This window comes from Sphingomonas astaxanthinifaciens DSM 22298 (assembly GCF_000711715.1).
GTDB classification, from domain to species: Bacteria; Pseudomonadota; Alphaproteobacteria; order Sphingomonadales; family Sphingomonadaceae; genus Sphingomicrobium; species Sphingomicrobium astaxanthinifaciens_A.
Window position 1 is genome coordinate 994,803 of sequence record NZ_JONN01000001.1, and the last position, 21,588, is coordinate 1,016,390.

Annotated in this window: 16 protein-coding genes and 2 pseudogenes; 7 read left to right on the forward strand and 11 right to left on the reverse strand. The window is 70.0% G+C overall.

Going from position 1 to position 21,588, the window contains the following annotated elements; translation table 11 throughout:
- Nucleotides 1-2: 2 nt before the first annotated feature.
- The 4 genes and pseudogenes from mmsB to BS69_RS0104965 form a co-directional block, all read left to right on the forward strand.
- Nucleotides 3-911, forward strand: a pseudogene (gene mmsB / locus BS69_RS0104950) (3-hydroxyisobutyrate dehydrogenase); the annotation flags it as partial.
- A gap of 46 nt (nucleotides 912-957) precedes the next feature.
- The gene (locus BS69_RS13605; RefSeq protein ID WP_051676554.1) at nucleotides 958-1,401 is read left to right on the forward strand and encodes a c-type cytochrome; all 444 of its coding nucleotides are present in this window, start codon (nucleotides 958-960) and stop codon (nucleotides 1,399-1,401) included.
- The gene (locus tag BS69_RS0104960) at nucleotides 1,394-2,077 is read left to right on the forward strand and encodes a cytochrome b/b6 domain-containing protein (protein WP_029940870.1); all 684 of its coding nucleotides are present in this window, start codon (nucleotides 1,394-1,396) and stop codon (nucleotides 2,075-2,077) included. Before BS69_RS13605 ends, BS69_RS0104960 begins: the two co-directional genes overlap by 8 nt.
- On the forward strand, nucleotides 2,074-2,418 hold the full coding sequence (locus tag BS69_RS0104965; protein ID WP_029940871.1) for a VOC family protein: 345 nt from the start codon (nucleotides 2,074-2,076) through the stop codon (nucleotides 2,416-2,418). Before BS69_RS0104960 ends, BS69_RS0104965 begins: the two co-directional genes overlap by 4 nt.
- Here BS69_RS0104965 and BS69_RS14700 read toward each other — a convergent pair.
- A pseudogene (locus tag BS69_RS14700) lies at nucleotides 2,415-4,594 on the reverse strand (ComEC/Rec2 family competence protein). The gene BS69_RS0104965 and the pseudogene BS69_RS14700 sit on opposite strands and share 4 nt — an antisense overlap.
- Between BS69_RS14700 and gltX the strand changes: the two are divergent.
- Nucleotides 4,578-5,993, forward strand: coding sequence for a glutamate--tRNA ligase (gene gltX, locus BS69_RS0104975; protein WP_029940872.1), 1,416 nt, complete (start codon nucleotides 4,578-4,580; stop codon nucleotides 5,991-5,993). The pseudogene BS69_RS14700 and the gene gltX overlap by 17 nt on opposite strands.
- The gene (locus BS69_RS0104980; RefSeq protein ID WP_029940873.1) at nucleotides 5,993-7,273 is read left to right on the forward strand and encodes a citrate synthase; all 1,281 of its coding nucleotides are present in this window, start codon (nucleotides 5,993-5,995) and stop codon (nucleotides 7,271-7,273) included. The genes gltX and BS69_RS0104980 overlap by 1 nt, the downstream gene beginning before the upstream one ends.
- Here BS69_RS0104980 and BS69_RS14195 read toward each other — a convergent pair.
- From BS69_RS14195 to BS69_RS0104995, 3 genes are read right to left on the reverse strand one after another with little or no spacing between them, the layout of a single operon-like run.
- The gene (locus BS69_RS14195) at nucleotides 7,270-8,598 is read right to left on the reverse strand and encodes a sensor histidine kinase (RefSeq protein ID WP_029940874.1); all 1,329 of its coding nucleotides are present in this window, start codon (nucleotides 8,596-8,598) and stop codon (nucleotides 7,270-7,272) included. The two genes, BS69_RS0104980 and BS69_RS14195, sit on opposite strands and share 4 nt — an antisense overlap.
- Nucleotides 8,591-9,622 (reverse strand): DUF2336 domain-containing protein, encoded by a 1,032-nt coding sequence (locus tag BS69_RS14200; protein WP_029940875.1) that lies wholly within the window; start codon nucleotides 9,620-9,622, stop codon nucleotides 8,591-8,593. The genes BS69_RS14195 and BS69_RS14200 overlap by 8 nt, the downstream gene beginning before the upstream one ends.
- 28 nt (nucleotides 9,623-9,650) lie before the next feature.
- Nucleotides 9,651-10,835, reverse strand: coding sequence for a hypothetical protein (locus BS69_RS0104995; protein ID WP_029940876.1), 1,185 nt, complete (start codon nucleotides 10,833-10,835; stop codon nucleotides 9,651-9,653).
- A gap of 66 nt (nucleotides 10,836-10,901) precedes the next feature.
- Here BS69_RS0104995 and BS69_RS0105000 point away from each other — a divergent pair, with 66 nt between their 5' ends.
- Nucleotides 10,902-13,199 (forward strand): hypothetical protein, encoded by a 2,298-nt coding sequence (locus tag BS69_RS0105000; protein ID WP_029940877.1) that lies wholly within the window; start codon nucleotides 10,902-10,904, stop codon nucleotides 13,197-13,199.
- On the opposite strand, the gene BS69_RS0105005 is transcribed toward BS69_RS0105000, so the two are convergent.
- From BS69_RS0105005 to nuoL, 7 genes are read right to left on the reverse strand one after another with little or no spacing between them, the layout of a single operon-like run.
- The gene (locus BS69_RS0105005) at nucleotides 13,196-13,456 is read right to left on the reverse strand and encodes a DUF1467 family protein (RefSeq protein WP_029940878.1); all 261 of its coding nucleotides are present in this window, start codon (nucleotides 13,454-13,456) and stop codon (nucleotides 13,196-13,198) included. The genes BS69_RS0105000 and BS69_RS0105005 overlap by 4 nt on opposite strands.
- Nucleotides 13,453-15,087, reverse strand: a complete 1,635-nt coding sequence (locus BS69_RS0105010; RefSeq protein ID WP_029940879.1) for a ribonuclease J — start codon at nucleotides 15,085-15,087, stop codon at nucleotides 13,453-13,455. Before BS69_RS0105010 ends, BS69_RS0105005 begins: the two co-directional genes overlap by 4 nt.
- Nucleotides 15,088-15,873: a type III pantothenate kinase gene (locus BS69_RS0105015; RefSeq protein WP_029940880.1), complete on the reverse strand. Its 786-nt coding sequence runs from the start codon at nucleotides 15,871-15,873 to the stop codon at nucleotides 15,088-15,090.
- 3 nt (nucleotides 15,874-15,876) lie between these two features.
- On the reverse strand, nucleotides 15,877-16,587 hold the full coding sequence (locus BS69_RS0105020) for a biotin--[acetyl-CoA-carboxylase] ligase (RefSeq protein WP_342665814.1): 711 nt from the start codon (nucleotides 16,585-16,587) through the stop codon (nucleotides 15,877-15,879).
- Nucleotides 16,584-18,011 (reverse strand): NADH-quinone oxidoreductase subunit NuoN, encoded by a 1,428-nt coding sequence (gene nuoN, locus BS69_RS0105025; RefSeq protein WP_029940881.1) that lies wholly within the window; start codon nucleotides 18,009-18,011, stop codon nucleotides 16,584-16,586. The genes BS69_RS0105020 and nuoN overlap by 4 nt, the downstream gene beginning before the upstream one ends.
- Nucleotides 18,011-19,543 carry an NADH-quinone oxidoreductase subunit M gene (locus BS69_RS0105030; RefSeq protein WP_029940882.1) on the reverse strand — a complete coding sequence of 511 codons (1,533 nt, stop codon included), beginning with the start codon at nucleotides 19,541-19,543 and terminating at the stop codon, nucleotides 18,011-18,013. Before BS69_RS0105030 ends, nuoN begins: the two co-directional genes overlap by 1 nt.
- 1 nt (nucleotide 19,544) lies before the next feature.
- On the reverse strand, nucleotides 19,545-21,587 hold the full coding sequence (nuoL, locus tag BS69_RS0105035) for an NADH-quinone oxidoreductase subunit L (protein WP_029940883.1): 2,043 nt from the start codon (nucleotides 21,585-21,587) through the stop codon (nucleotides 19,545-19,547).
- Nucleotide 21,588 lies beyond the last annotated feature (1 nt).

Below are 21,588 nucleotides of genomic sequence, written 5' to 3' on the forward strand. Positions count from 1 at the left end.
GTACAGCCATGCGGATCGCGTTCATCGGGCTTGGGAACATGGGCGGCGGGATGGCCGCGAACCTCGCCAAGGCGGGTCATGAGGTTCGCGCGTTCGACCTCAGCGAAGCCGCGCTGGCCAAGGCCGAGGAGCGCGGGGCGACGCGGGCGGCCGATGCGGCGGCGGCGGTCGAGGGCGCCGATGCGGTCGTCACCATGCTGCCGGCGGGCAAGCACGTTGCCGAGGTCTATCGCTCGTCGGTGTTCGGCAAGGCGCCGACCAGCGCGCTCCTGCTCGATTGCTCGACCATCGACGTCGCCACCGCCAAGGCGGTCGAGGCCGAGGCGCGCGCCGCGGGCTACGAGATGGTCGATGCGCCGGTTTCCGGGGGCATTGCCGCGGCCGAGGGCGGCACGCTCACCTTCATGGTCGGCGGCACCGACGCGGGCTTCGAGCGCGCGCGGCCGATCCTCGAGCAGATGGGCAAGGCCGTCATCCACGCCGGCGACAGCGGCGCGGGCCAGGCGGCCAAGATCGTCAACAACATGCTGCTGGCCGTCACCATGGCAGGCACCTGCGAAGCCTTCGTGCTGGCCAGCAAGCTCGGGCTCGATCCTCAGGTCTTCTTCGACATCTCGTCCAAGGCGAGCGGGCAGAGCTGGTCGATGACCTCTTATTGCCCGGTCCCGGGCGTCGGTCCCGAAACCCCGGCTGACCGCGGCTACGAAGGCGGGTTCGCGGCGCAGCTGATGCTCAAGGATCTCCGGCTCGCGGCCGAGGCGGCGGGCAGCGTCAACGCCTATACCCCGATGGGCGGCGAGGCGCAGGAGCTTTACGAACGCTTCGTCCAGCGCGGCGGCGGGGCGAAGGATTTCTCGGCCCTGATCAAGATGATCGACGACAGCTGGACGGCCCCCGGCGACCGCAATTAAGCTTTAGCCATGCTCGCGGCCGCGGCCGCCCATCCGGAGTGACGACATGCGCAAGACCATCCTGTTGATCGCGGCCGCCGGCCTCGGCACCGCCGCCCTCGCCGCCCCCGCTATGGTCGCGGTCCAGAAGCAGCGCCACCAGGGCTATGAGCAACTGGGCAAGGCGATGCGCGCCGCGGGCCAGGCGATCGGTCAGGGCAATGCCGCCGCCGTCCGTGGTCCGGCCAACCAGATTGCGGTGCTCTCGGCCAAGGCCCCGACCTGGTTCCCGGCGGGCAGCGGCCCCGAGGCGGGCAAGACCCACGCCAAGCCCGAGATCTGGCAGAACCGCGCCGACTTCGACGCCAAGATGGCCAATTTCGGCGCGGCGGCGAAGGCTTTCCAGGCGGCGGCCGCCGCGGGCGACCTCGGCGCGATGAAGGCCGCGCACCAGAAGCTCGGCCAGACCTGCGGGTCCTGCCACAACAGCTACCGCCTCAAGGATGACTGATGAGCCCGCGGCGGCCGACGCCGCGCTGGCGGTCCCGGTCTGGGACCTGCCCGTCCGCCTCGTCCACTGGAGCCTGGTCCTGCTGGTCGCCTTCTCCTGGTGGTCGGCTGAGAATGAGAAGATCCAGTGGCACATCTGGAGCGGGCTCGCCGTCCTCTTCCTCCTGCTGTTCCGCATCCTGTGGGGCTTTCTCGGCAGCTCGACCGCGCGCTTCGCCTCGTTCGTGACGGGACCGCGGCGACTGCTCGGCTATCTCCGCGACCCGGCCGGCTGGCGCGGGATCGGCCATACGCCGCTCGGCGCCTTGAGCGTCCTCGCGCTGGTCGGGACCATGCTGCTGCTGGTCGGCTTCGGGCTGCCGCTCAGCGACGAGGATGGCATCGTCATGGCCCCGCTCAACCACCTCGCGAGCTTCGATTTCGCCGAGCAGGCGCATGAGATCCACGAGGCGCTCTTCACCATCCTCCAGGGCCTCGTGATCCTGCACGTCGGCGCGATCATCCTGTATCGCCTCAAGGGCAAGAGGCTGGTCCGCGCGATGGTGACCGGGCGGGGTCAGGCCGGGCCGGCCGGATCGCCGGCGCTGGTCGAAGCGGGCCCCGTGCGGCTTCTCATCTGCCTCGTGCTGGCGGGTGCCGTGACCTGGTGGATCGCCAACGGAGCCCCCGGCCTATGACCAAGCCCCATATCGATTATGTCGAACTGCCGAGCGCGAGCGCGCACGAACTGACGCGCGCCTTCTACGGCAAGGCGTTCGGCTGGACCTTCGCCGATTACGGGCCGGACTATAGCGCCCATGAAGGCGAGGCGGTGGCCGTCGGGCTCCAGGGCGACCGCGAGGAGGCCTTGGCGGCGCCGCTGCCGGTGATCCGGGTCGACGACCTCGACGCCGCCTTCGACGCGGTGGTCAAGGCGGGCGGGCACATCGCCAAGCCGATCTTCTCCTTCCCGGGCGGGCGACGCTTCCAGTTCATCGATCCGGGCGGCAACGAAATGGCGGTCTGGACCCTCGCTTAGGGAACGGCCCAGGGCAGTTTTCCGAGCCGCTCGGCCACGGTCTCGACCCGGCCTTCGCCCGAATGAATGGCCAGCCCCCCGGTTTCGGCGAGGCGTGGCGGATCGAGCGTCAGCCAGCGTGCCTTGCAGGCGCGCGGCAGGCGCCGGTCGCTGACCAAGATGTCGGCGGCGGCGCAGGCGCGGACGAGCTCGGTCCAATCGACCCGCTGGCCCGAGCGGAGCGCGAGCAGCGTCCGGCCGCTGGAGCCGAGGTCGGCGACGCACGAATCCCAGCTGCACCGCGCTTTCGGATAGGCGGCGAGCGGCGGGGGATCGCCGTCGAAACCGGCATTCTCCGCCATCATGCTCCGCACGAAATCGCCCGCGCGGTCGCGCAGCAGCCAGGGCTTCCCGTCGCGGTCGATCACCGCGAGATGCTTGCCGTCGCCGGTGACGAGGAGATCGGGCAGCGGCGCGGCGAGGGTGAGCAGCATGCCCGCTGCCATCGGCACCAGGCCCCAGCGCCGCCACGGCCGCTGCCACAGGCAGCACCACAGGCCGCCGAGCACGATCAGGGCGAAGGCGAGTCGCGGCATCTGCGGCAGCATCGCCACCGCGCCCGGCGTGTCGGCGACCTCGTGCGCAAGGCCGAGGAGCAGGCCGATCGCCCAGCCGGTCAGCGCCCAGACCGGGCCACCGATCCCGATCGCGTCGAGAAGGAGCGCGACCGCCTCGAGCGGCATGATGACGAAGGTGGTGAGCGGGATGGCGACGAGATTGGCGCCGACCCCGTAGAGGCCGTCTTGTGGAAATGGTAGAGCGCGAAGGGCATGAGCGCGAATTCGATCGCGAGGCCCGTCGCGACCATCTGCCCGAGACCGCGAAGGCGGGCGCGAAGGAAATGCTCTTCGCGCCGCTCGAACAGGCGCTTGAAGCGGCGCGAGCCGTAGAGCGTGACGAGCGTGGTGACCGCGGCGAAACTGAGCTGGAAGCTCGCCCCGGCCAGCGCCTCGGGGCGAACGAGCAGCACGACGAGCGCGCCGGTCGCGATCAGGCGGATGCTGATCGCCTCGCGGCCGAGCAGCACCCCGACCACCACCAGCAGCGCGGCGATGCAGCTGCGGACGGTCGGTACTTGCATGCCGGTGAGGAACGTGTAGCCGATACCCGCCAGCGCCCCGACACCGAAGCCCCAGGCGACGAGATTGGCGCGCAGCGCCAGCGCCGGGACCAGCGCGCCCAGCCGGAGGACGGCGAAATAGCAGAAGCCGATCACCGCCGCGATGTGAAGGCCGCTCACCGACAGGAGGTGCGCGAGGCCCGACCGGCGCATCGCATCGGCGTCCTCCCTGGCGATCGAGCCCTGGTCGCCGGTGACGAAGGCGGTGGCGATGCCCCCCTCCCCGCCCGGCAATCGCGCGCGGATGTGCCGGTCAAGGCGGCGGCGGACGGCGTCGAGGCCGCTTTGATGGGCCGGGCTGACGAGGGCGATGGGTCCGAGCGCGCGACCGCTCGCGCCCAGCCCCATGAACCAGGCGTCGCGCGCGAAGTCGTGCGTTCCCGGCAGCGCCATCGGCATCGGCGGGGCGAGCCGGGCGCGAAGCCGGACCCGGGCCCCGGTGCCGAGCGAGTCGCCAACGGCATCGGCCTCGTCCAGCGGCAGCGAAACCCGGACCCTGGGCGGCAGGGCGGGGTCGGCCAGGCGAAGGGTCAGGCGAAGCGAATCCTTGGCGACCAGTCGCTCGGCCTCGAGCACCTCGCCGTCCAGGGCGACGATCCGTGGGCTCTCGAGGCGCGGCGCGGCGACGACTTCGCTCCGCCACCAGATGAGGCCGAGCCCGAGCGCCACCGCCAGCCCCGCCAGCGCCGCCGACCGGCCGATCCGCCCGCCCGCGGCCAGTCCTGCCACCGCCACGCTCGCGCACAGGAGCAGCGCCGCGAGCCATCGGCCGGGGTCGGCCAGCACCAGCCAGAGCGCGATTCCGCCGCCGAATGCGACGACGCCCCAGGGCGCGAGCTGGGAACGTTCGGCCTCGAGACGTTTTTCCGCACTTGCGAAGAGAGCGCGAGCTTGCCAGTGCGTGGCGGCCGGTGCGCCCGAACGGGATGCGGCCAAATCCATGCTGCCTCCCCTCGTGAAGGCGCGCGATCCGGCGTAGACAGGAAAGAGGAAAGCGCGCTTGAGCGCAAGCAGCATCGTCACCCGCTTCGCGCCCAGCCCGACCGGATATCTGCATATCGGCGGCGCGCGCACGGCGCTCTTCAACTGGCTGTTCGCCCGCCACCACGGCGGCCGCTACCTGCTCAGGATCGAGGACACCGACAAGGCGCGGTCCACTCCCGAAGCGATCGAGGCGATCCTCGATGGCCTCGACTGGCTCGACATCGCCGGCGACGGCGAGCCCTATTTCCAGTCGGCCTTCGAGACGCGCCATGCCGAGGTCGCGCACCAGCTGATCGAGAAGGGCGCGGCCTATCGCTGCTACCTGACCCCCGAGGAGCTGGCCCGCCGCCGCGAGGAAGCGCAGGCGCTTAAGAAGCCCTTCCGCGTCACCAGCGAGTGGCGCGACGGCGGCACCCCGCCCGAGGGCGCGCAGTTCGTGGTCCGGATCAAGGCCCCGCGCGAAGGCGAGACGGTGATCGAGGACATGGTCCAGGGCCGCGTCGTCGTGAAGAACGAGGAGCTCGACGATTTCGTGCTCCTCCGCTCCGACGGCACGCCGACCTACATGCTGGCGGTGGTGGTCGACGACCATGACATGGGCGTCACCCACGTCATCCGCGGCGACGACCATCTCAACAACGCCTTCCGCCAGCTCACCATCGTCAAGGCGATGGGCTGGGCCGAACCGACCTACGGCCACATCCCGCTGATCCACGGCGCCGACGGGGCCAAGCTCTCCAAGCGCCACGGCGCGCTCGGGGTCGACGCCTATCGCGACGAGCTGGGAATCCTGCCCGAGGCCCTGTTCAACTATCTCCTCCGCCTCGGCTGGGGACATGGCGACGACGAGATCATCAGCCGCGAACAGGCGGTCGAGTGGTTCGACATCGACCATGTCGGAAAGTCGCCCAGCCGGTTCGACACCAAGAAGCTCGAGAATCTGAACGGCCATTACATCCGCCATGCCGAGGACAGCCGACTGGCGGTGCTGGTCGCGGCGCGGCGCGGCGGGCTCGAAGCCGAGGAACTGGCGCTGCTCGAGCGGGCGATGCCCGAACTCAAGGCACGCGCGAAGGACCTCAACGAACTGAGCGCCAATGCCGACTTCCTGTTCGTGGCGCGCCCGCTGGCGCTCGACGACAAGGCCGCGGCGCTGCTCGACGACGATGCCCGCGCGCTGCTCGGCCGGCTTCACGCCACGCTGAGCGGAGTCGCCGACTGGAGCCACGATGGAACCGAAGCCGCGGTCAAGGCGCTGGCCGAGGCCGAGGGGCTGAAACTCGGCAAGCTCGCCCAGCCGCTGCGCGCGGCGCTCACCGGACGGGCGACCAGCCCGGGTATCTTTGACGTGCTGGTGCTGCTCGGGCAGGGCGAAAGCCTGGCCCGCATCGCCGATCAGATGACGAACAACTCTTCTACGGAGCGTGACTAATGTCGAATGCCAATCTCAAGCTCGGCGACAAGAGCCTCGACCTGCCGGTCCTGAGCGGAAGCGTCGGGCCGGACGTGGTCGACATCCGCAAGCTCTACGGGCAGGCCGACGTCTTCACCTATGATCCTGGCTTCACCTCGACCGCGAGCTGCCAGAGCGCGATCACCTATATCGACGGCGAGCAGGGCATCCTCCTCCATCGCGGCTATCCGATCGACCAGCTGGCCGAGCAGTCGAGCTTCATGGAAGTGGCCGCGCTGCTGCTCCACGGCGAGCTTCCGACCAAGGACGCGCTCGACAAGTTCACCCACACCATCAGCCGCCACACGATGGTCCACGAGCAGCTCGCGACCTTCTTCCGCGGCTTCCGCCGCGACGCGCACCCGATGGCGATCATGTGCGGCGTGGTCGGCGCCCTGTCGTCCTTCTACCATGATTCGACCGACATCACCGATCCCAAGCAGCGCGAGATCGCCTCGCACCGCCTGATTGCCAAGATGCCGACCATCGCGGCGATGGCACACAAATATTCGATCGGGCAGCCGTTCCTCTATCCCGACAATTCGCTCTCCTACACCGGCAACTTCCTGCGGATGACCTTCGGCGTCCCGGCCGAGGAATATGTCGTCAATCCGATCGTCGAAAAGGCGATGGACCGGATCTTCATCCTCCACGCCGACCATGAGCAGAACGCCTCGACCTCGACGGTTCGCCTCGCCGGTTCGTCGGGCGCCAATCCCTTCGCCTGCATCGCGGCCGGCATCGCCTGCCTGTGGGGCCCGGCGCATGGCGGCGCCAACGAGGCGGCGCTCAACATGCTGCGCGAGATCGGCCACACCAGCCGGATCCCCGAATATATCGCCCGCGCCAAGGACAAGGAGGATCCGTTCCGCCTGATGGGCTTCGGCCACCGGGTCTACAAGAACTTCGATCCCCGCGCGAAGGTAATGAAGCAGACCGCCGACGAGGTGCTGAAGGAGCTCAACATCTCCGATCCGGTGCTCGACGTCGCCAAGGAGCTCGAGCGGATCGCGCTGTCCGACGACTATTTCATCGAGAAGAAGCTCTATCCGAACGTGGATTTCTATTCGGGCGTGATCCTGAACGCGATCGGCTTCCCGACCGAGATGTTCACCGCCCTCTTCGCGCTCGCCCGCACCGTCGGCTGGGTCGCACAGTGGAACGAGATGATCGCCGATCCCGAGCAGAAGATCGGCCGTCCGCGCCAGCTCTACACCGGCGCGACCCAGCGCGACTACGTTCCGGTCGCTAGCCGCTAGGCGGCGGGAAGGGTCAGCCGGAAGCTGGCGCCCGCGGCGCTGTCGAGCAGTTCGACCTCGCCGCCCATTTCCCGCGCCAGCCGGCGCGAGATGGCGAGGCCCAGCCCGGCCCCGCCCTGCCCCGGCTCGACCTGCTCGAACCGCTCGAAGATTCGGATCCGGTCGCCGAGCGCCACGCCGGGGCCGCTGTCGCTGACGGTGACCGAGGCTTCATCGCCGTCGTCGAGGGTGATGATCACCGTCCCGCCCTCGGGCGAGAAGCGCACGGCGTTGCCGATCAGGTTGACGAGGATCTGGGTGATGGCGCGCGGCTGGCCACGGGCCGCGAGGCGCCCCACCCCGCCGACGTCGAGGATCACCCCGCGCGTGCTGGCCTGCGCCTGGACGAGACCGGCGGCATCGAGGACCAGTTCGGCAAGGTCGACCGGCTCGAAGAAGCCGGGGCCTGGCCCTTTGTCGTCCTGGTTGCTGAGCGCGGCGAGGAGATCGAGGAGATGGCGGGCGGCGGCCGCGATGTCCGCGCCATAGCCCGCATAATCGGCGCGCAGCGGGCCATTGCTCCGCCCGGCAATCTCCTGCGCCTGGCCGATGATCGAGGACAAAGGCTCCTTCAGGAGATCGTCGAGCGGCGGCAGCGGCGCGGCGGGCGGACCGCCATCGGCGCCGGCGGCATCGCCGGTCCGGACCCGCACCACATAGCCGAGGAAGCGCCCGTCCTCGACGCGCGGCTCGCCATCGAGGACCACGATGCCCTCGCCCGAACGGACTGCCGCACCCTGGCCCGAGAAACTGCTGCGCCCGGCGAGCGCCTCGAGCATCGGCAGATTGCCCTCGCTGTCCTCGATCGGGCGGAAAAGGCGGGCGAGCGGCTGGCCGATCACCTCGGCGGGATCGAGTTCGAAGCGGCGGGCGAGCCCCGGGCTGATCGCCACCAGCTTGAGCGAGGCGTCGGTGATGACATCTTCGGCAGCGACGCGCTCCTCGCCCTCGGCCGCCGATTGCCCGCGGCCCGACCAGCGCGGCCGCGCCGGACTGCTGCTCGACCAGCGCTCGACGCTGAGGGTCACGCCATCGGCATCGGGTTCGGCGCGGACGGTGAGTTCGAGATCCTCGTCCATGCTGGCGGCGACCACCGGGCGGGTGATGGTAACCCCGAGGCGCAGCGCCAGCCGGGCGAGCGCGGCAAGCTGGGGCACCGCGACCGCATTGCCGAGGGTCGCGCCGGCCTCTTCCTGCAGCGCGAGCAAAGGCGCGTCGGCGGCGACCAGCCGGCCGTTGCGGTCGATCCGCGCGCCGATCGGCGGCTGGAGGGGCTGGCTAGCCATGACGGGCAAGGATCGCCTTGGCGCGCCGGTAGCTCGGCGGGAGAACCAGTTCCTCGCGAACCGCCTCGACCGCTTCCGGGCCGAGCCGGTCGAAGGTCTCGATCGCGACGACGGGATCGCCGATCCCGAGCGCGGGGCCGGCATTGGCGAGGAGCGCCGCGGCATCGGCGCGGGCGACATTGGCGAGCCGCAGCAGCAGCGCGAGCTGCGCGCCGCCGCCGAGCAGCGCCCGCCACGCCTCGTCGGCGGGAATGCCGCCATCGACCGCCAGGATCGCTGCCAGCAATGGGGCTTCGCCTTCGGCCGCGAGGCTGACGAGCAGGCCCTCGGCGCGGCGGCCCTCCTCGCCGAGCGCGAGCGCGAGCGCCGCTTCGAGCTCCTCGAGCCGGGCGCCGTCGGGCCGGTCGCGCAGAAGGTCGGCCGCGGCCCCGGCCACCGCAAGGTCGCTCGGGCTCGAGCAGCGCCGGCCAAGCGCGGCGGCGACCGCGAGCACCAGCCCTTGCGCAAGGACCGGCGGAAGGTCGACGAGGTCGAGCGCGGCCCGGCCGAAGCGGTCGCGGCCACGGCCCCGCGCGGTGACCAGCGCCATAGCGGCGGCGGCCAGCTCGGCATCCTCGGCGGCGGTCCAGCGCTGGAGCATGGTGCGCGCGCCCTGCCCCGCGTTCGACAGGCGCTGCACGTCGGCGCGGCGCAGCAGCACGCCGACCAAAGTCTCGTCCTGGAGCAGCCCGGCGGCGGTGAGGTCGGCGATGAGCTCGACCGCGCCCGCGGCGCAGGCCTCGGCGGTGGCGGGCTCGAGCCGGGCCAGAAGCTCGTCGGCGATGCGCTCGATGAGGCCATGGAGCATGGCGGTCATCAGCGCCCGCTCCTGCTCGGTCAGGCGGACGTCGGGAGAGAGGAAGAAGTCCTGGACGATGGCCGCAAGGCGGCGGTCACCGACCGCGGGCATGGCGGTCGGCGTGGCGGCGCTGCCCTCCTCGTTTGGGGGCGCGGCAATGGGCCACTCGCTGGGCATCTGCCGCATCGTTAGCGCAGATGGCGTTAACGGCGCGTCAATCGCGGTTCGGTGCGTGGACGAGGTTCTGCACGACGAAGAAGCTGACCGTCGCATAGACGGCGAGCACTACGGTCAGCAGGCTCCACGCGCCGAAGATGGCGAAGGGGATGGCGGTGAACACCGCCGCGCGCGACCCGAACAGCCAGAGGTCGGGGCCGAGCTCGCGGCCGGCGCGCTCGATCCGGGCCGCCTCGGCGAAGGCGACGGTGGCGGCGGCGGCGACCAGCGCGCCCCAGCCCGCACCGTGCCGGGTCTCGAACCAGGCGAGGCCGAGCAGCGCGAGGCCGTGCGCCGGGGGCAGCAGGCGGGCGGGCAGATTGCCGCGCGCGAGCGGCCGCAGGCGGACCGTGCCGAGCCGCTCGGCGAGGCGATCGAGCGGCGTGGCGGCGACCAGCAGTCCCATCGCCCACCAGTTGAGCCCACGCGTGAGGAGCAAGGCCGCCACCAGCACCATCGCCACCGCCAGCCATAGCAGCCAGGCCGGCTGGATCGGCGCCCCCATCAGCTGGCGGGTGAGGAAATCCTCGAGCGGGGGCAGGACGAAGCGGCTCGGCCAGTCGCGGCGGCGGCTCCGCGAGCTTTGCAGCAGGTGGCGGTCGAACGCCTCGCCGCTGTCGACCGAGCCGGCGACGAACGGCGTCATCCCCTCGGGCGCCGCGACCAGTCGTGCGCCGGCCTGGACTGTGCGGCGAAGCAGGGTCGACTGGAGGTCCCAGTCGCCGAGCATCCGGACGGTATCGGCAAGCAGGGCCGAATCGACCAGCGCGAGACCGGCCCAGCGGCGGCTGTCGTCGATCCGTTCGAATGCCTCGTGGCGCTCGTCGTCGGGGACGGTGAGGATGGTGCGGCTGTCCTCGGCGGCAAGGTCGGCGAGGAGCGCGGGCGACGGCGCCACCCCGTCGGCCATCTGCAGCACCTGGAGGTCGGGATCGAAGCGCGCGCTCGCCTCGGCGGCGTCGCTGACCGGCACCACGCCGATTCCCTCGCCGCGAAGCCGCTCGAACGCGGCCTGGAGCGCGGGCGGCACCCGCTCGACCAGGATGACGATCGGCGCGGCGCCGACCGCGGCGGCGCAGCGGGCCTGATATTCGACGAGCGTTCGGCCGGCGAGCGGCGCCAGGGCGTGCAGCCCGCCGCCATCGTCTTCGCCATTTGCCGCAATGAGAGCGCCGAGCGCCATCAATCCCTCCCTCGACGCCCCTCTTGCACGCTTCCGAATGCGAGCAAAGGTGGTAAACATGACCTTATGAGCTCGCCCCTGCCCGCCACCGGCGCCGACCACCGCGACCCGCCGCTCGAACTGACCGAGGCGCTGGCGCCCGGATCCGACCAGTGGAGCGCCGACGCGGCCCATGCCCTGCAGCCCGAAATGGCGGCCGAACGCGGGGCCGACGGCCGGCGGGTGCTCGGCGTCACGCTCGGGATCCTGGCCCTCGCCTGGATCGGCCTTGCCGGCTGGAGCGCGGGGCAATCGATCGGTCGCGCAGCCTCGGCCGCGGCGGTCGCCCAGTGGCTGGCGGTCGCCGCGGCCCCGCTGGTGCTGCTCGGCCTCGTCTGGCTGATCTTCGGCCGCACCCGCCGCCGCGAGGCCGAGCGCTTCACCCACGCGGTCCAGGTGATGCGGGCCGAAGCCAGCAGCCTCGAGCAATTGCTCGGCGTGCTTCGCACCCGGCTCGACGAGGAACAGGCAGCGCTGGGCGCGCATGCCGAACGGCTGATGCGGCTTGGCGACGAGGCGTCGCACCGCCTCGGCGGGGTCACCCGCGAGCTTGGCGCCGGAAGCGAAACCCTGTCCCGCCACGCCGCGGCGCTCGACCGGGCGGCGGAGAGCGCGCGCAACGACATCGCCGTGCTGCTCGAGGACCTTCCCCGGGCCGAGGCGAGCAGCCGGGCGATGGCCGAGGAATTGCGCGGTTCGGGCCGCGAGGCGAGCGCGCAGGCCGCGGCCCTCGAGGCGCAGCTGGCCGCGATCAGCGGCCGGGCGCGCGAAGCCGAGGACAGTGTCGGCGGCGCGGCCCAGCGGCTGGTCGCCCACCTCACCCAGATCGAAAGCGCCGGCGCGGCCGCCGCGACCCGGGTCGGCGATGCCGGCACCTCGGCCTCGGCCGAGGTCGACGCCCTGCTCGCCCGCACCGGCGAGGCCCTGGTCCAGGTCCGCGCCGGGATCGACGAGCAGTCGGCCGCCGTGCGCGCGCTGGTCGAGCAGAGTGCCGCCGCGATCGGCATCGCCGGTCACGAGGCCGCCACGTCGCTCGGCACCAGGCTCGGCTCGGCCGGCCAGGCCCTCGACGGGCTGTCGACACGGATAGCCGAGCAGGACCGCGCGGTCACCGCCCTCGTCAGCGGGCTCGAGCGCCAGCTGGCCGACGTCGACCAGCGCTTCGTCGATCTTGCCGCCGAGGGCGACCTGCGCGCCCAGGCGGTGGCGAGCGCGATCGACCGGGTGCGCCGCGAACTCGACGGCCTGTCGGGCCAGCAGGCGGCGAGCGGCGGCACGCTCGAGGACCTCGCCGGCAAGACCGAGCAGCTGCGCTCGAGCGTCGCGGCGCTGCAGCGCGAGTGCGGCGAGGAACTGACGGGTGCGCTGAGCCATGCCGAAGGCGGCGCCGAACGGCTGCTCGCCGCGGTCCAGGCCGCGCGCCCCGATGTCGAGTGGATCGCCAGCGCGGCGCTCGACGCCAGCCAGAAGCTCGATGCGGGCACCGCCGGCCTCGCCGGCCAGCAGGAGCGGCTGACCACCCTCCTCGCGACCATCGACAATGGCGTCGGCAGCGCCGAGCAGCGCCTCACCGAGCTGTCGCAGGCGATCGCCAGCGCCGAGCAGGATGCGACCCGGCTCCAGGCCGAAACCGGCCCCGCGCTGGTCCAGGCGATGGTCCAGATCCGCGAAGCCGCCGCCCAGGCCGCCACCCGCGCCCGCGAGGCGCTCGCCGCGGTCGTTCCCGAGACCGCCGACCAGCTCTCGGCCCAGGCGCGCACCGCGCTTACCCGCGCGGTCGAGGACAGCGTGCGGGCCCAGCTTGCCGAGGTCGAACGCGTCGCGACCCAGGCGCTGAGCGCGGCGCAGAGCGCGTCCGAGGGGCTGTCGCGCCAGATGCTCAACATCGGCCGCACCGCCTCGGCGCTCGAGCAGCACATGGTCAAGACCACCGAAGAAGCGCGCGAAACCGAGAGCGAGGCCTTCGCCCGCCGCTCGAGCGTCTTGATCGATTCGCTTCATTCGGCCTCGATCGACGTCGGCCGGATCCTTTCGGACGAGGTCGATGACCGCGCCTGGGCGGCCTATCTCAAGGGCGACCGCGGGGTGTTCACCCGCAAGGCCGTGCGCCTGCTTTCGTCGAGCGACCTCAGGACGCTCGACCAGCAGGTCGGCACCGATCCCGAATTCGCCGCCTCGGTCACCCGCTACGTCCAGGATTTCGAGGCGATGCTCCGCCGCGTGGGCGGCGAGCGCGAGGGCGGGATGATGGCGGTCACCCTGCTGTCGAGCGACATGGGCCGGCTCTACACCGCGCTGGCGCAGGTCCTCGAGCGGCGCCGCTAGTTGTAGAAGTCGAGGTCCTCGGCGCCGATCCAGCCAAACACGTAATTGGCGTAGAAGAGCGCGAACAGCAGCGCCGATACGATCGCCGAGCGGACGAGGTGCCGCTTGAGATCGAAGCGGTGCGGCGCGCTCTCGGCATGGCCGAGCTCGGCCTTCTCGCCCACTTCCTCCGCGGTCCGGACGCCGAACGGCAGCAGCAGGAAGGCCGTGAAGGTGAAGAAGAGGAAGTAGATGGCGAGCGCCGAGCCGATCTTCACAGGCGGCTCACCAGCACTTCCACCGTCGGCTTCTTGCCGGTCCACAACGTGGCGCAGCGGCGGACGGCGAGGCGGACGTCCTCGCGCAGCTTGGCTTCGTCGCGGGTCGGCGAAACGGCGCGGGCAGCGGTCTCGGTGCAGTCGCGGATGAAGTCTTCGAGGTCAGCCTCGACCGGGACCCCGACCGGGCGGATGACCGGGTCGGCGGCGATCGCGCCCGACTTGCCCAGCACGATGCTGACCGCGATGACGCCCTGGAAGGCGAGGCGCCGGCGCTCGTTGATCGTGCTGCCGTCGGCCGGCAGGATGACGTCGCCGTCGAGGACCAGTCGTCCGACCCGCTCCTCGCCGAGCTTCTTCGGTTGGCCGGGCGCGAGGCGGATGAGGTCGCCGTTCTGTTGGACGAGCGCCGATGGCACGCCGTTGGCGAGACCGAGCCGGGCCTGCTCGAGCATGTGTCGGCGTTCGCCATGGACGGGGATCAGGCACTTTGGCCGGATCCAGCCATACATCTGGACGAGCTCGGGCCGACCGGGATGGCCGGAGACGTGGACGTGGGCCTGGCGCTCGGTGATGGTACGCGCGCCAAGCTCGGCGAGCTGGTTCATCACCCGCCCGACCGCGGTCTCGTTGCCGGGGATCTGGCGCGAGGAGAAGATCACCGTGTCGCCTTCGCCGATCTTCAGTTCATGCTGGCCCGAGGCGATCCGGCCGAGCGCGGCGCGCGGCTCGCCCTGCCCGCCGGTGGCGACGATCAGCACTTCCTTGCGTGGGAGGCGCATCGCCTCGTCGTAGCGGATGGTCTCGGGGAAGTCGGTCAGATAGCCGGTCGCCTTGGCGACCTTCAGGTAGCGCTCGATCGAGCGGCCCGCGACCGCGACCCGGCGACCGGTCTCCTCGGCGACCCGGCCGATGGTGTGCAGCCGCGCGGCGTTGGAGGCGAAGGTCGTCACCAGCACGCGGGCGGGCGATTCCTCGACGGTCTTGAGCAGGCCGTCGAAGACCGAGGCTTCCGAGCCCGATTCGGTCTCGGTGAAGGCGTTGGTCGAATCGCACACCATGACGTCGATCCCGCGGTCGCCGATGGCGCGCAGCTGCTCGGGGGACGTCGGATTGCCGAGCACCGGGGTGGGGTCGAGCTTCCAGTCGCCGGTGTGGAAGATCTTTCCGAGCGCGGTCTCGATCAGCAGCGCATTGGATTCGGGAATCGAGTGGGCGAGCGGCACCGGGGTCACGCGGAACGGCCCGAGGTCGAGCACGTCGCCCGGGTGAATGAGCTTCAAGGGAACCTGGCCCGTCAGCCCCTCTTCCTCGAGCTTGTGGGCGATGAGCCCGGCGGTGAAGGGCGTGGCGTAGAGCGGGACCTTCAAATCGGCGGCGAGGTAGGGAAGCGCGCCGATATGGTCCTCGTGACCATGGGTAAGGACCAGCCCGACGAGGTCGCGGCGGCGCTTCTCGATGAACTCGAGGTCGGGCAGGACGAGGTCGATGCCTGGATAGTCGTGCTCGCCGAAGGTCATGCCGCAATCGACCATCAGCCACTTGCCGCTGCAGCCGTAGAGATTGACGTTCATGCCGATCTCGCCCGAGCCACCGAGCGCGAGGAAGAGAAGTTCGTCGTTGGAAGCCACTTACAGTCCTTGCTGGCGGCGCTGATGGAGCAGCGCCAACCCCTGAATGGTGAGATCGGGTTCGATCGCGTCGAACACCCGCGTGTGCTGCTGGAACAGGGTCGCGAGCCCGCCGGTCGCGATGGTGGTGACGGGGCGGCCGATCTCGGCCTTCACCCGGGCGAGCAGGCCCTCGATCATCGCGACATAGCCCCAGTAAATGCCTGAGAGCATCTGGCTGGCGGTGGTGCGGCCGATGACGGTCGGATCCTCGGGCGCCTCGATCGCGATCCGCGGCAGCTTGGCGGCGGCGGCGACCAGCGCGTCGAGGCTGAGGTTGATGCCCGGCGCGATTATCCCGCCCTTGTAGGCGCCGTCATAGTCGACGACGTCGAAGGTGGTTGCGGTGCCGAAATCGATCACCACGAGGTCGCCGGCATGGCGGGCATGGGCGGCGATGGCGTTCAAGGCCCGGTCGGCGCCGACATTCTGCGGCTCGTCGACGTCGAGGCGGATGCCCCACGGCACCGTCCCCTGCCCGGCGACCAGCGCCTCGGTGCGGAAATATTTGCTGGCGAGGACCTGCAGGTTGTGGAGCGCGCGCGGGACCACGGTGCCGATGATGACCCCGCTCACATCCTCGCGGGCATAGCCCTCGAGCTGGAGCAACTGGTGGAGCCAGACGGCATATTCGTCGGCGGTGCGGCGGGGGTCGGTCGCGATCCGCCAGCGCGCGGCGATGCTCCCGTCCTCCGCCACCAGGGCGAAGACGACATTGGTGTTTCCGGCATCGACGGCGAGTAGCATGGGTTACGCGGTTCCGAGGCTTACGTCGGCGGCGTGGATGCGCCGCTCCTCGCCGCTTGGCAAGCTGAGCCGGAGCGCGCCGTCCTCGGCAAGACCGGCAAAACGGCCCTCGATCTTCTCCTCGGCCGAGAAATGGACCGACAGCGGCGCGCCAAGGGGATGCGCGCTTTCGAGCCAGAGGGCGACGAGACCCTCGGGATCGCTCCGCCAGCGGGCCAGTTCGCGGGCGAAGGAGGCGGCGAGCAGCGGGGCGAAGGCCTCGGGACTGACGAGGGCGATTCCCGACAGAGCGGCGGTCTCGCGCCCTGGAATCGTGGGCGCATGGGCAAGATTGACCCCGAAGCCGGCAACCACCCGGTCGCCCTGCCGCTCGAGCAGGATCCCGGCAAGCTTGGCGCTCCCGAGCAGGAGGTCGTTCGGCCACTTGAGCATGAGCCCGGTGGCCGGCGCCGCCGCCTCGACCGCGCGGATCAGCGCGAGGCCGGCGGCGAGCGAGAGGCTGCTCGGCTGCGGATCGCCGGGCTGGAGCCGGACGAGCGTCGATCCGTGGAAATTGCCGGCCGGGCTTTCCCAGTTCCGATTCTGCCGCCCACGCCCGCTGTCCTGCCGCGCCGCGACCAGCCAGTCGCCCTCATGGGCGTCGGGGGCGTCCAGCAGGTCGGTGTTGGTCGAGCCCGTCCGCTCGACGAAACGAATGCGCGGCAGCGGGCTCAGAACACGCTCGCCGCATTGGCGGCAAGGTCGCTCAAGGGGCGGATCAGCAGGTAGCCGACCGGGCTGATGACCAGCGCGGTCACGGCGATCAGCGCGCTTTCGAGCCCGCTCCGGGCCGGGGCGTAAGCCTCGGCGGGCGCGTCGAAATACATGACCTTGATGACCTTGAGATAATAATAGGCCCCGACCACCGTCAGCGCGGCGGCGGCCAGCGCGAGGAGGTTGAGCCCCGCCCCGACCGCGGCCTGGAAGACCATCAGCTTGGGCCAGAAGCCGAACAGCGGCGGGATGCCGGCGAGGCTGAACATGAACATGGCCAGCGCCAGCGCCAGCGCGGGCCGCGTCTGCGATAGGCCCGACAGGCTGGCGAGGCTCTCGACCGGGCGGCCCTCGGCGTCGCGCATCCGCAGCACGCAGAGGAAGGCGCCCAAGGTCATCACGACATAGACCGCGACGTAGAGCAGCACCGCCTGCGCGCCCGCGCGGCCGCCGGCGGCGAGGCCGACCAGCGCGAAGCCGACATTGTTGATCGACGAATAGGCAAGCAGGCGCTTGATGTTGGTCTGGCCATAGGCCGCCACCGCGCCGAGGATGATCGAGCCCAGCGCCGCAAAGATCACGATCTGCTGCCACTGGCTCGTCGCCGGACCCATGGCGTCGAGGCAGACGCGGGTCGCGAGCAGGATCGCCGCCGCCTTCTGGCCCGCCGCGAAGAAGGCCGCGACCGGGGTCGGGGCGCCTTCGTAGACGTCCGGGGTCCACATGTGGAACGGCACGGCGCTGATCTTGAAGGCGAGGCCGGCGAGCGTGAACACCAGCCCGAACAGCAGCCCGAGGTTGGTCGCCCCGCCATCGGCGAAGGCCGCGGCGATGCCGGTGAACAGGGTCGTGCCGGCAAAGCCGTAGATAAGGCTGATGCCGTAAAGCAGGATGCCGCTGGCGAGGCCGCCGAGCACGAAATACTTCAGGCCCGCCTCGGCCGACCGCTCGTCGTGGCGGCGGTAGGAAGCGAGGACGTAGGCCGAGAGGCTCTGCAGCTCGAGACCGACGTAGAGCATCATGAGGTCGGTCGCCGAGACCATCATCGACGCGCCCAGCGCCGAGAGCAGGATCAGCACCGCATATTCGGCGGCATGTTCCTGATCCCGTTCGAACCAGTTGTGCGCCATGACGATCGCGACCGCGGCCGAGAGATAGATGATGACCTTGCCGAAGGCGGCGAAGCTGTCGGCGGCCCACATGCCGTCGAACACCGCGCCCGCAGTCTGCGGCGCGCCGATCAAGGCGGCACAGGCGCCGAGCAGGACGAGGATCGCGCCCCAGTGGGTGACCGACGACGCGCGGCGGACGAAGGCCGAGACCATCATCAGGACGATGGCGCCAAGCCCGAGGAGGATTTCGGGAAGGATCGGAGCGGCGTTCATCAGTGCGCCTCCCCGGCGGCATGTTCGGGTTGGGTGGCGACCGGCTTGCCCGGGGTCGGGCGGCTGTCACCGGCGGGGGTCACGCGCTCGATCCGGGTCAGCAGCCGGCCGACGTCGTCGCGCATCGGCGCCATGAAGCTTTCGGGATAGACGCCCATCCACATTACCACCGCGGCGATCGGCGCCAGCAGCAGCCACTCGCGGCGGTCCAGATCGACCATCGCCTTGGCTTCGGCGGTGCGGGCGGTGCCGTAGCTGATCCGCCAGTAGAGGTAGAGCATGTAGGCGGCGCCGAGGATGATGCCGGTGGTCGCGAAGATCGCACCCCAGGTCGACACCTTGTAAGTGCCCATCATCGCCAGGAACTCGCCGACGAAGCCGCTGGTCCCGGGCAGGCCGACTGAGGCCATGGTGAACAGCAGGAACATCAGGGCATAGCCCGGCATGTTGTCGGCAAGGCCGCCGTACTTGGCGATCTCGCGGGTGTGCATCCGGTCGTAGATGACGCCGACGCACAGGAAGAGCGCGCCCGAGACGAGGCCGTGGCTCAGCATCACCACCAGCGCGCCCTCGATCCCCTGCCGGTTGAAGGCGAACAGGCCGAAGGTGACGAACGCCATGTGCGCGACCGACGAATAAGCGATCAGCTTCTTCATGTCGTTCTGCACCAGCGCGACGAGGCTGGTGTAGACGATGGCGACGCTCGACAGGCCGAAGACCAACGGCACGAACTGCGCGCTCGCGTCGGGGAACATGGGCAGGCTGAAGCGGATGAAGCCGTAGCCGCCCATCTTCAGCAGCACGCCGGCGAGGATTACCGAGCCCGCGGTCGGCGCCTGGACGTGCGCGTCGGGAAGCCAGGTATGGACCGGCCACATCGGCATCTTGACCGCGAAGCTCGCGAAGAAGGCGAGCCACAGCCAATATTGCAGCTGGGGCGCGAAGTTGGTCTGCATCAGCGTCGGAATGTCGCCGGTGCCCGCCTGCCCGATCATCACCAGCATGGCGATCAGCATCAGCACCGAGCCGAGCAGGGTGTAGAGGAAGAACTTGTAGGCGGCCTTGATCCGCTCGACCCCGCCCCAGATGCCGATGATCAGGTACATCGGGATGAGGCCGGCTTCGAAGAAGATGTAGAAGAGCAGCAGGTCCTGCGCCATGAAGACGCCGAGCATCAGCGCCTCCATCAGCAGGAAGGCCGCCATATATTCGGGCACCCGCTTCTCGATCGCGCGCCAGCTCGCCCCGATGCAGATCGGCATCAGGAACACGCTGAGCATGATCAGCATCAGCGCGATGCCGTCGATGCCGAGGTTCCAGTTGAGATAGGGCGTGCCGAGGCCGACCTTCTCGACGAACTGCCATTCGGGCCCGCCGACCTGGAAGTTCACCCACAGCAGGATGCCGAGCACGAACAGCACCAGCGTCGCGCCGAGCGCGAGCCAGCGGGCGCCCTGCGCGCTGAGGAACAGGCAGCCCAGCGCCGCGAGCAGCGGCAGGGCGATCATCAGGGAGAGGATGGGAAAGCTCATCTTAGCGGGTCATCACCCAGGTGGCGGCACCGACCAGGCCGAGCAGCATCACCAGTGCATAGGAGTTGAGATAGCCCGACTGCAGCCGGGCGGTCATGCGATTGCCGACCCCGACCGCGACCGCCGCGCCATGCGGGCCGAAGCGGTCGATCGTCTGCTCGTCGCCGCGCTTCCAGAAGAAGCGGCCGAGGGCGAGCGACGGGCGGACGAAGAGCCAGTTGTAGAGCTCGTCGAAATACCACTTGTTCATCAGGAACTGGTGGATCGGGCCGGTGGCGGCGACGATCCGGCCCGGCGCCGAGGGATCGCGGATATAGTTGTTCCAGGCGATGGCGAGCCCGACCAGCATGACGAGGCCGGGGGTGAGCTTCACCCACAACGGCACCTCGTGCGAAGCGTGCATGAGATGCTCGTTGAAGACGAGCGCGCCCTTCCAGAATTCCCCGGCATGCTCGGGGTTCACGAAATAATGCTCGAAGGCGAAGCCGGCGAACACCGCGCCGAGGCTGAGCACGCCCAGAGGCACCAGCATCGACCACGGGCTCTCGTGCGGGTGGTAGCCCGCGGTGCCCGTCACCGGCGCGGCGGTCGAATGGCTGCTGTCGCCATGCTCCTCGTCCGGGTGGTCGTGATGGTCGCCGTGGACCGCGTGCTGGATATGCTCGCTGCCAGCCCAGCGCGCCTTGCCGAAGAAGGTGAGGAAGATCAGCCGCCAGCTGTAGAAGCTGGTCAGCAGCGCCGCGAAGGAGCCGACGAAGAAGGCGAGATGGCCGTGGACGCTGCCGCTCGCAAAGGCGCTCTCGAGGATCGAATCCTTCGAATAGAAGCCCGCGAAGCCGAACACCCCGATGATCCCGACGCCGGTGATCGCCAGCGTGCCGAGCACCATCGCCCAGAAGGTCAGCGGGATCTCCTTCCGTAGCGCACCATAGTAACGCATGTCCTGCTCGTGGTGCATCGCGTGGATGACCGAACCCGCGCCGAGGAACAGCAACGCCTTGAAGAAGGCGTGGGTGAAGAGGTGGAACATCGCCGCGCCATAGGCGCCGACGCCCGCGGCGAAGAACATGTAGCCGAGCTGGCTGCAGGTCGAATAAGCGATGACCCGCTTGATGTCGTTCTGCACCAACCCGACCGTCGCCGCGAAGAGCGCGGTCGCAAGGCCGACATAGGTGACGACCGTCATCGCGGTCGGCGACACTTCGAACATCGGCGACAGGCGGCAGACCATGAAGACGCCCGCGGTGACCATGGTCGCGGCGTGGATCAGCGCCGACACGGGCGTCGGGCCTTCCATCGCGTCCGGAAGCCAGGTGTGGAGCCCGAGCTGGGCCGACTTGCCCATCGCGCCGACGAACAGCAGCAGGCAGAGCAGGGTCATGGTATCGACGTGCAGGCCGGCAAAGCCGATGGTCGAGCCGGCCATGCCGGGCGCCGCCGCCAGGATCGCCGGGATCGAGACGGTGCCGAAGACGAGGAACGTCCCGAAGATTCCGAGGCTGAAGCCGAAGTCGCCGACGCGGTTGACCACGAAGGCCTTCATCGCCGCGGCATTGGCTGAGGGCTTGTAGTACCAGAAGCCGATCAGCAGGTAGGAGGCGAGGCCCACCCCTTCCCAGCCGAAGAACATCTGGATCAGGCTGTCGGCGGTCACCAGCATCAGCATCGCGAAGGTGAACAGCGACAGATAGGCGAAGAAGCGGGGCTGGGAGGGATCTTCCTCCATATAGCCCCAGCTGTAGAGGTGGACGAGGCTCGAGACGGTGGTAATCACCACCAGCATGACCGCGGTCAGCGCGTCGACCCGCAGGCTCCAGTCGACCACCAGGTCACCCGAGCGGATCCAGTCGAGCACGGGCACGACCGAGGCTTCGGCCGAGCCGTTCATGAACGAGATGAAGACCGGCCAGCTCAATGCGCAGCTGATGAACAGGGCGCCGGTGGTGACGACCTTGGCCGGCACCTTGCCGATGGCGCGCCCGCCCAGCCCCGCGACGATCGCGGCCAGCAGCGGCAGGAAGACGATGAGGATGATGGGGTGCATG

Bases quoted from the DNA above. Each gene is read 5' to 3' on its own strand.
- BS69_RS13605 (WP_051676554.1), top strand. From the start codon at position 958: ATGCGCAAGACCATCCTGTTGATCGCGGCCGCCGGCCTCGGCACCGCC.
- BS69_RS0104960 (WP_029940870.1), top strand. From the start codon at position 1,394: ATGACTGATGAGCCCGCGGCGGCCGACGCCGCGCTGGCGGTCCCGGTC.
- BS69_RS0104965 (WP_029940871.1), top strand. From the start codon at position 2,074: ATGACCAAGCCCCATATCGATTATGTCGAACTGCCGAGCGCGAGCGCG.
- BS69_RS0104980 (WP_029940873.1), top strand. From the start codon at position 5,993: ATGTCGAATGCCAATCTCAAGCTCGGCGACAAGAGCCTCGACCTGCCG.
- BS69_RS14195 (WP_029940874.1), bottom strand. From the start codon at position 8,598: ATGGCTAGCCAGCCCCTCCAGCCGCCGATCGGCGCGCGGATCGACCGC.
- BS69_RS14200 (WP_029940875.1), bottom strand. From the start codon at position 9,622: ATGCGGCAGATGCCCAGCGAGTGGCCCATTGCCGCGCCCCCAAACGAG.
- BS69_RS0104995 (WP_029940876.1), bottom strand. From the start codon at position 10,835: ATGGCGCTCGGCGCTCTCATTGCGGCAAATGGCGAAGACGATGGCGGC.
- BS69_RS0105000 (WP_029940877.1), top strand. From the start codon at position 10,902: ATGAGCTCGCCCCTGCCCGCCACCGGCGCCGACCACCGCGACCCGCCG.
- BS69_RS0105015 (WP_029940880.1), bottom strand. From the start codon at position 15,873: ATGCTACTCGCCGTCGATGCCGGAAACACCAATGTCGTCTTCGCCCTG.
- nuoN (WP_029940881.1), bottom strand. From the start codon at position 18,011: ATGAACGCCGCTCCGATCCTTCCCGAAATCCTCCTCGGGCTTGGCGCC.
- BS69_RS0105030 (WP_029940882.1), bottom strand. From the start codon at position 19,543: ATGAGCTTTCCCATCCTCTCCCTGATGATCGCCCTGCCGCTGCTCGCG.
- nuoL (WP_029940883.1), bottom strand. From the start codon at position 21,587: ATGCACCCCATCATCCTCATCGTCTTCCTGCCGCTGCTGGCCGCGATC.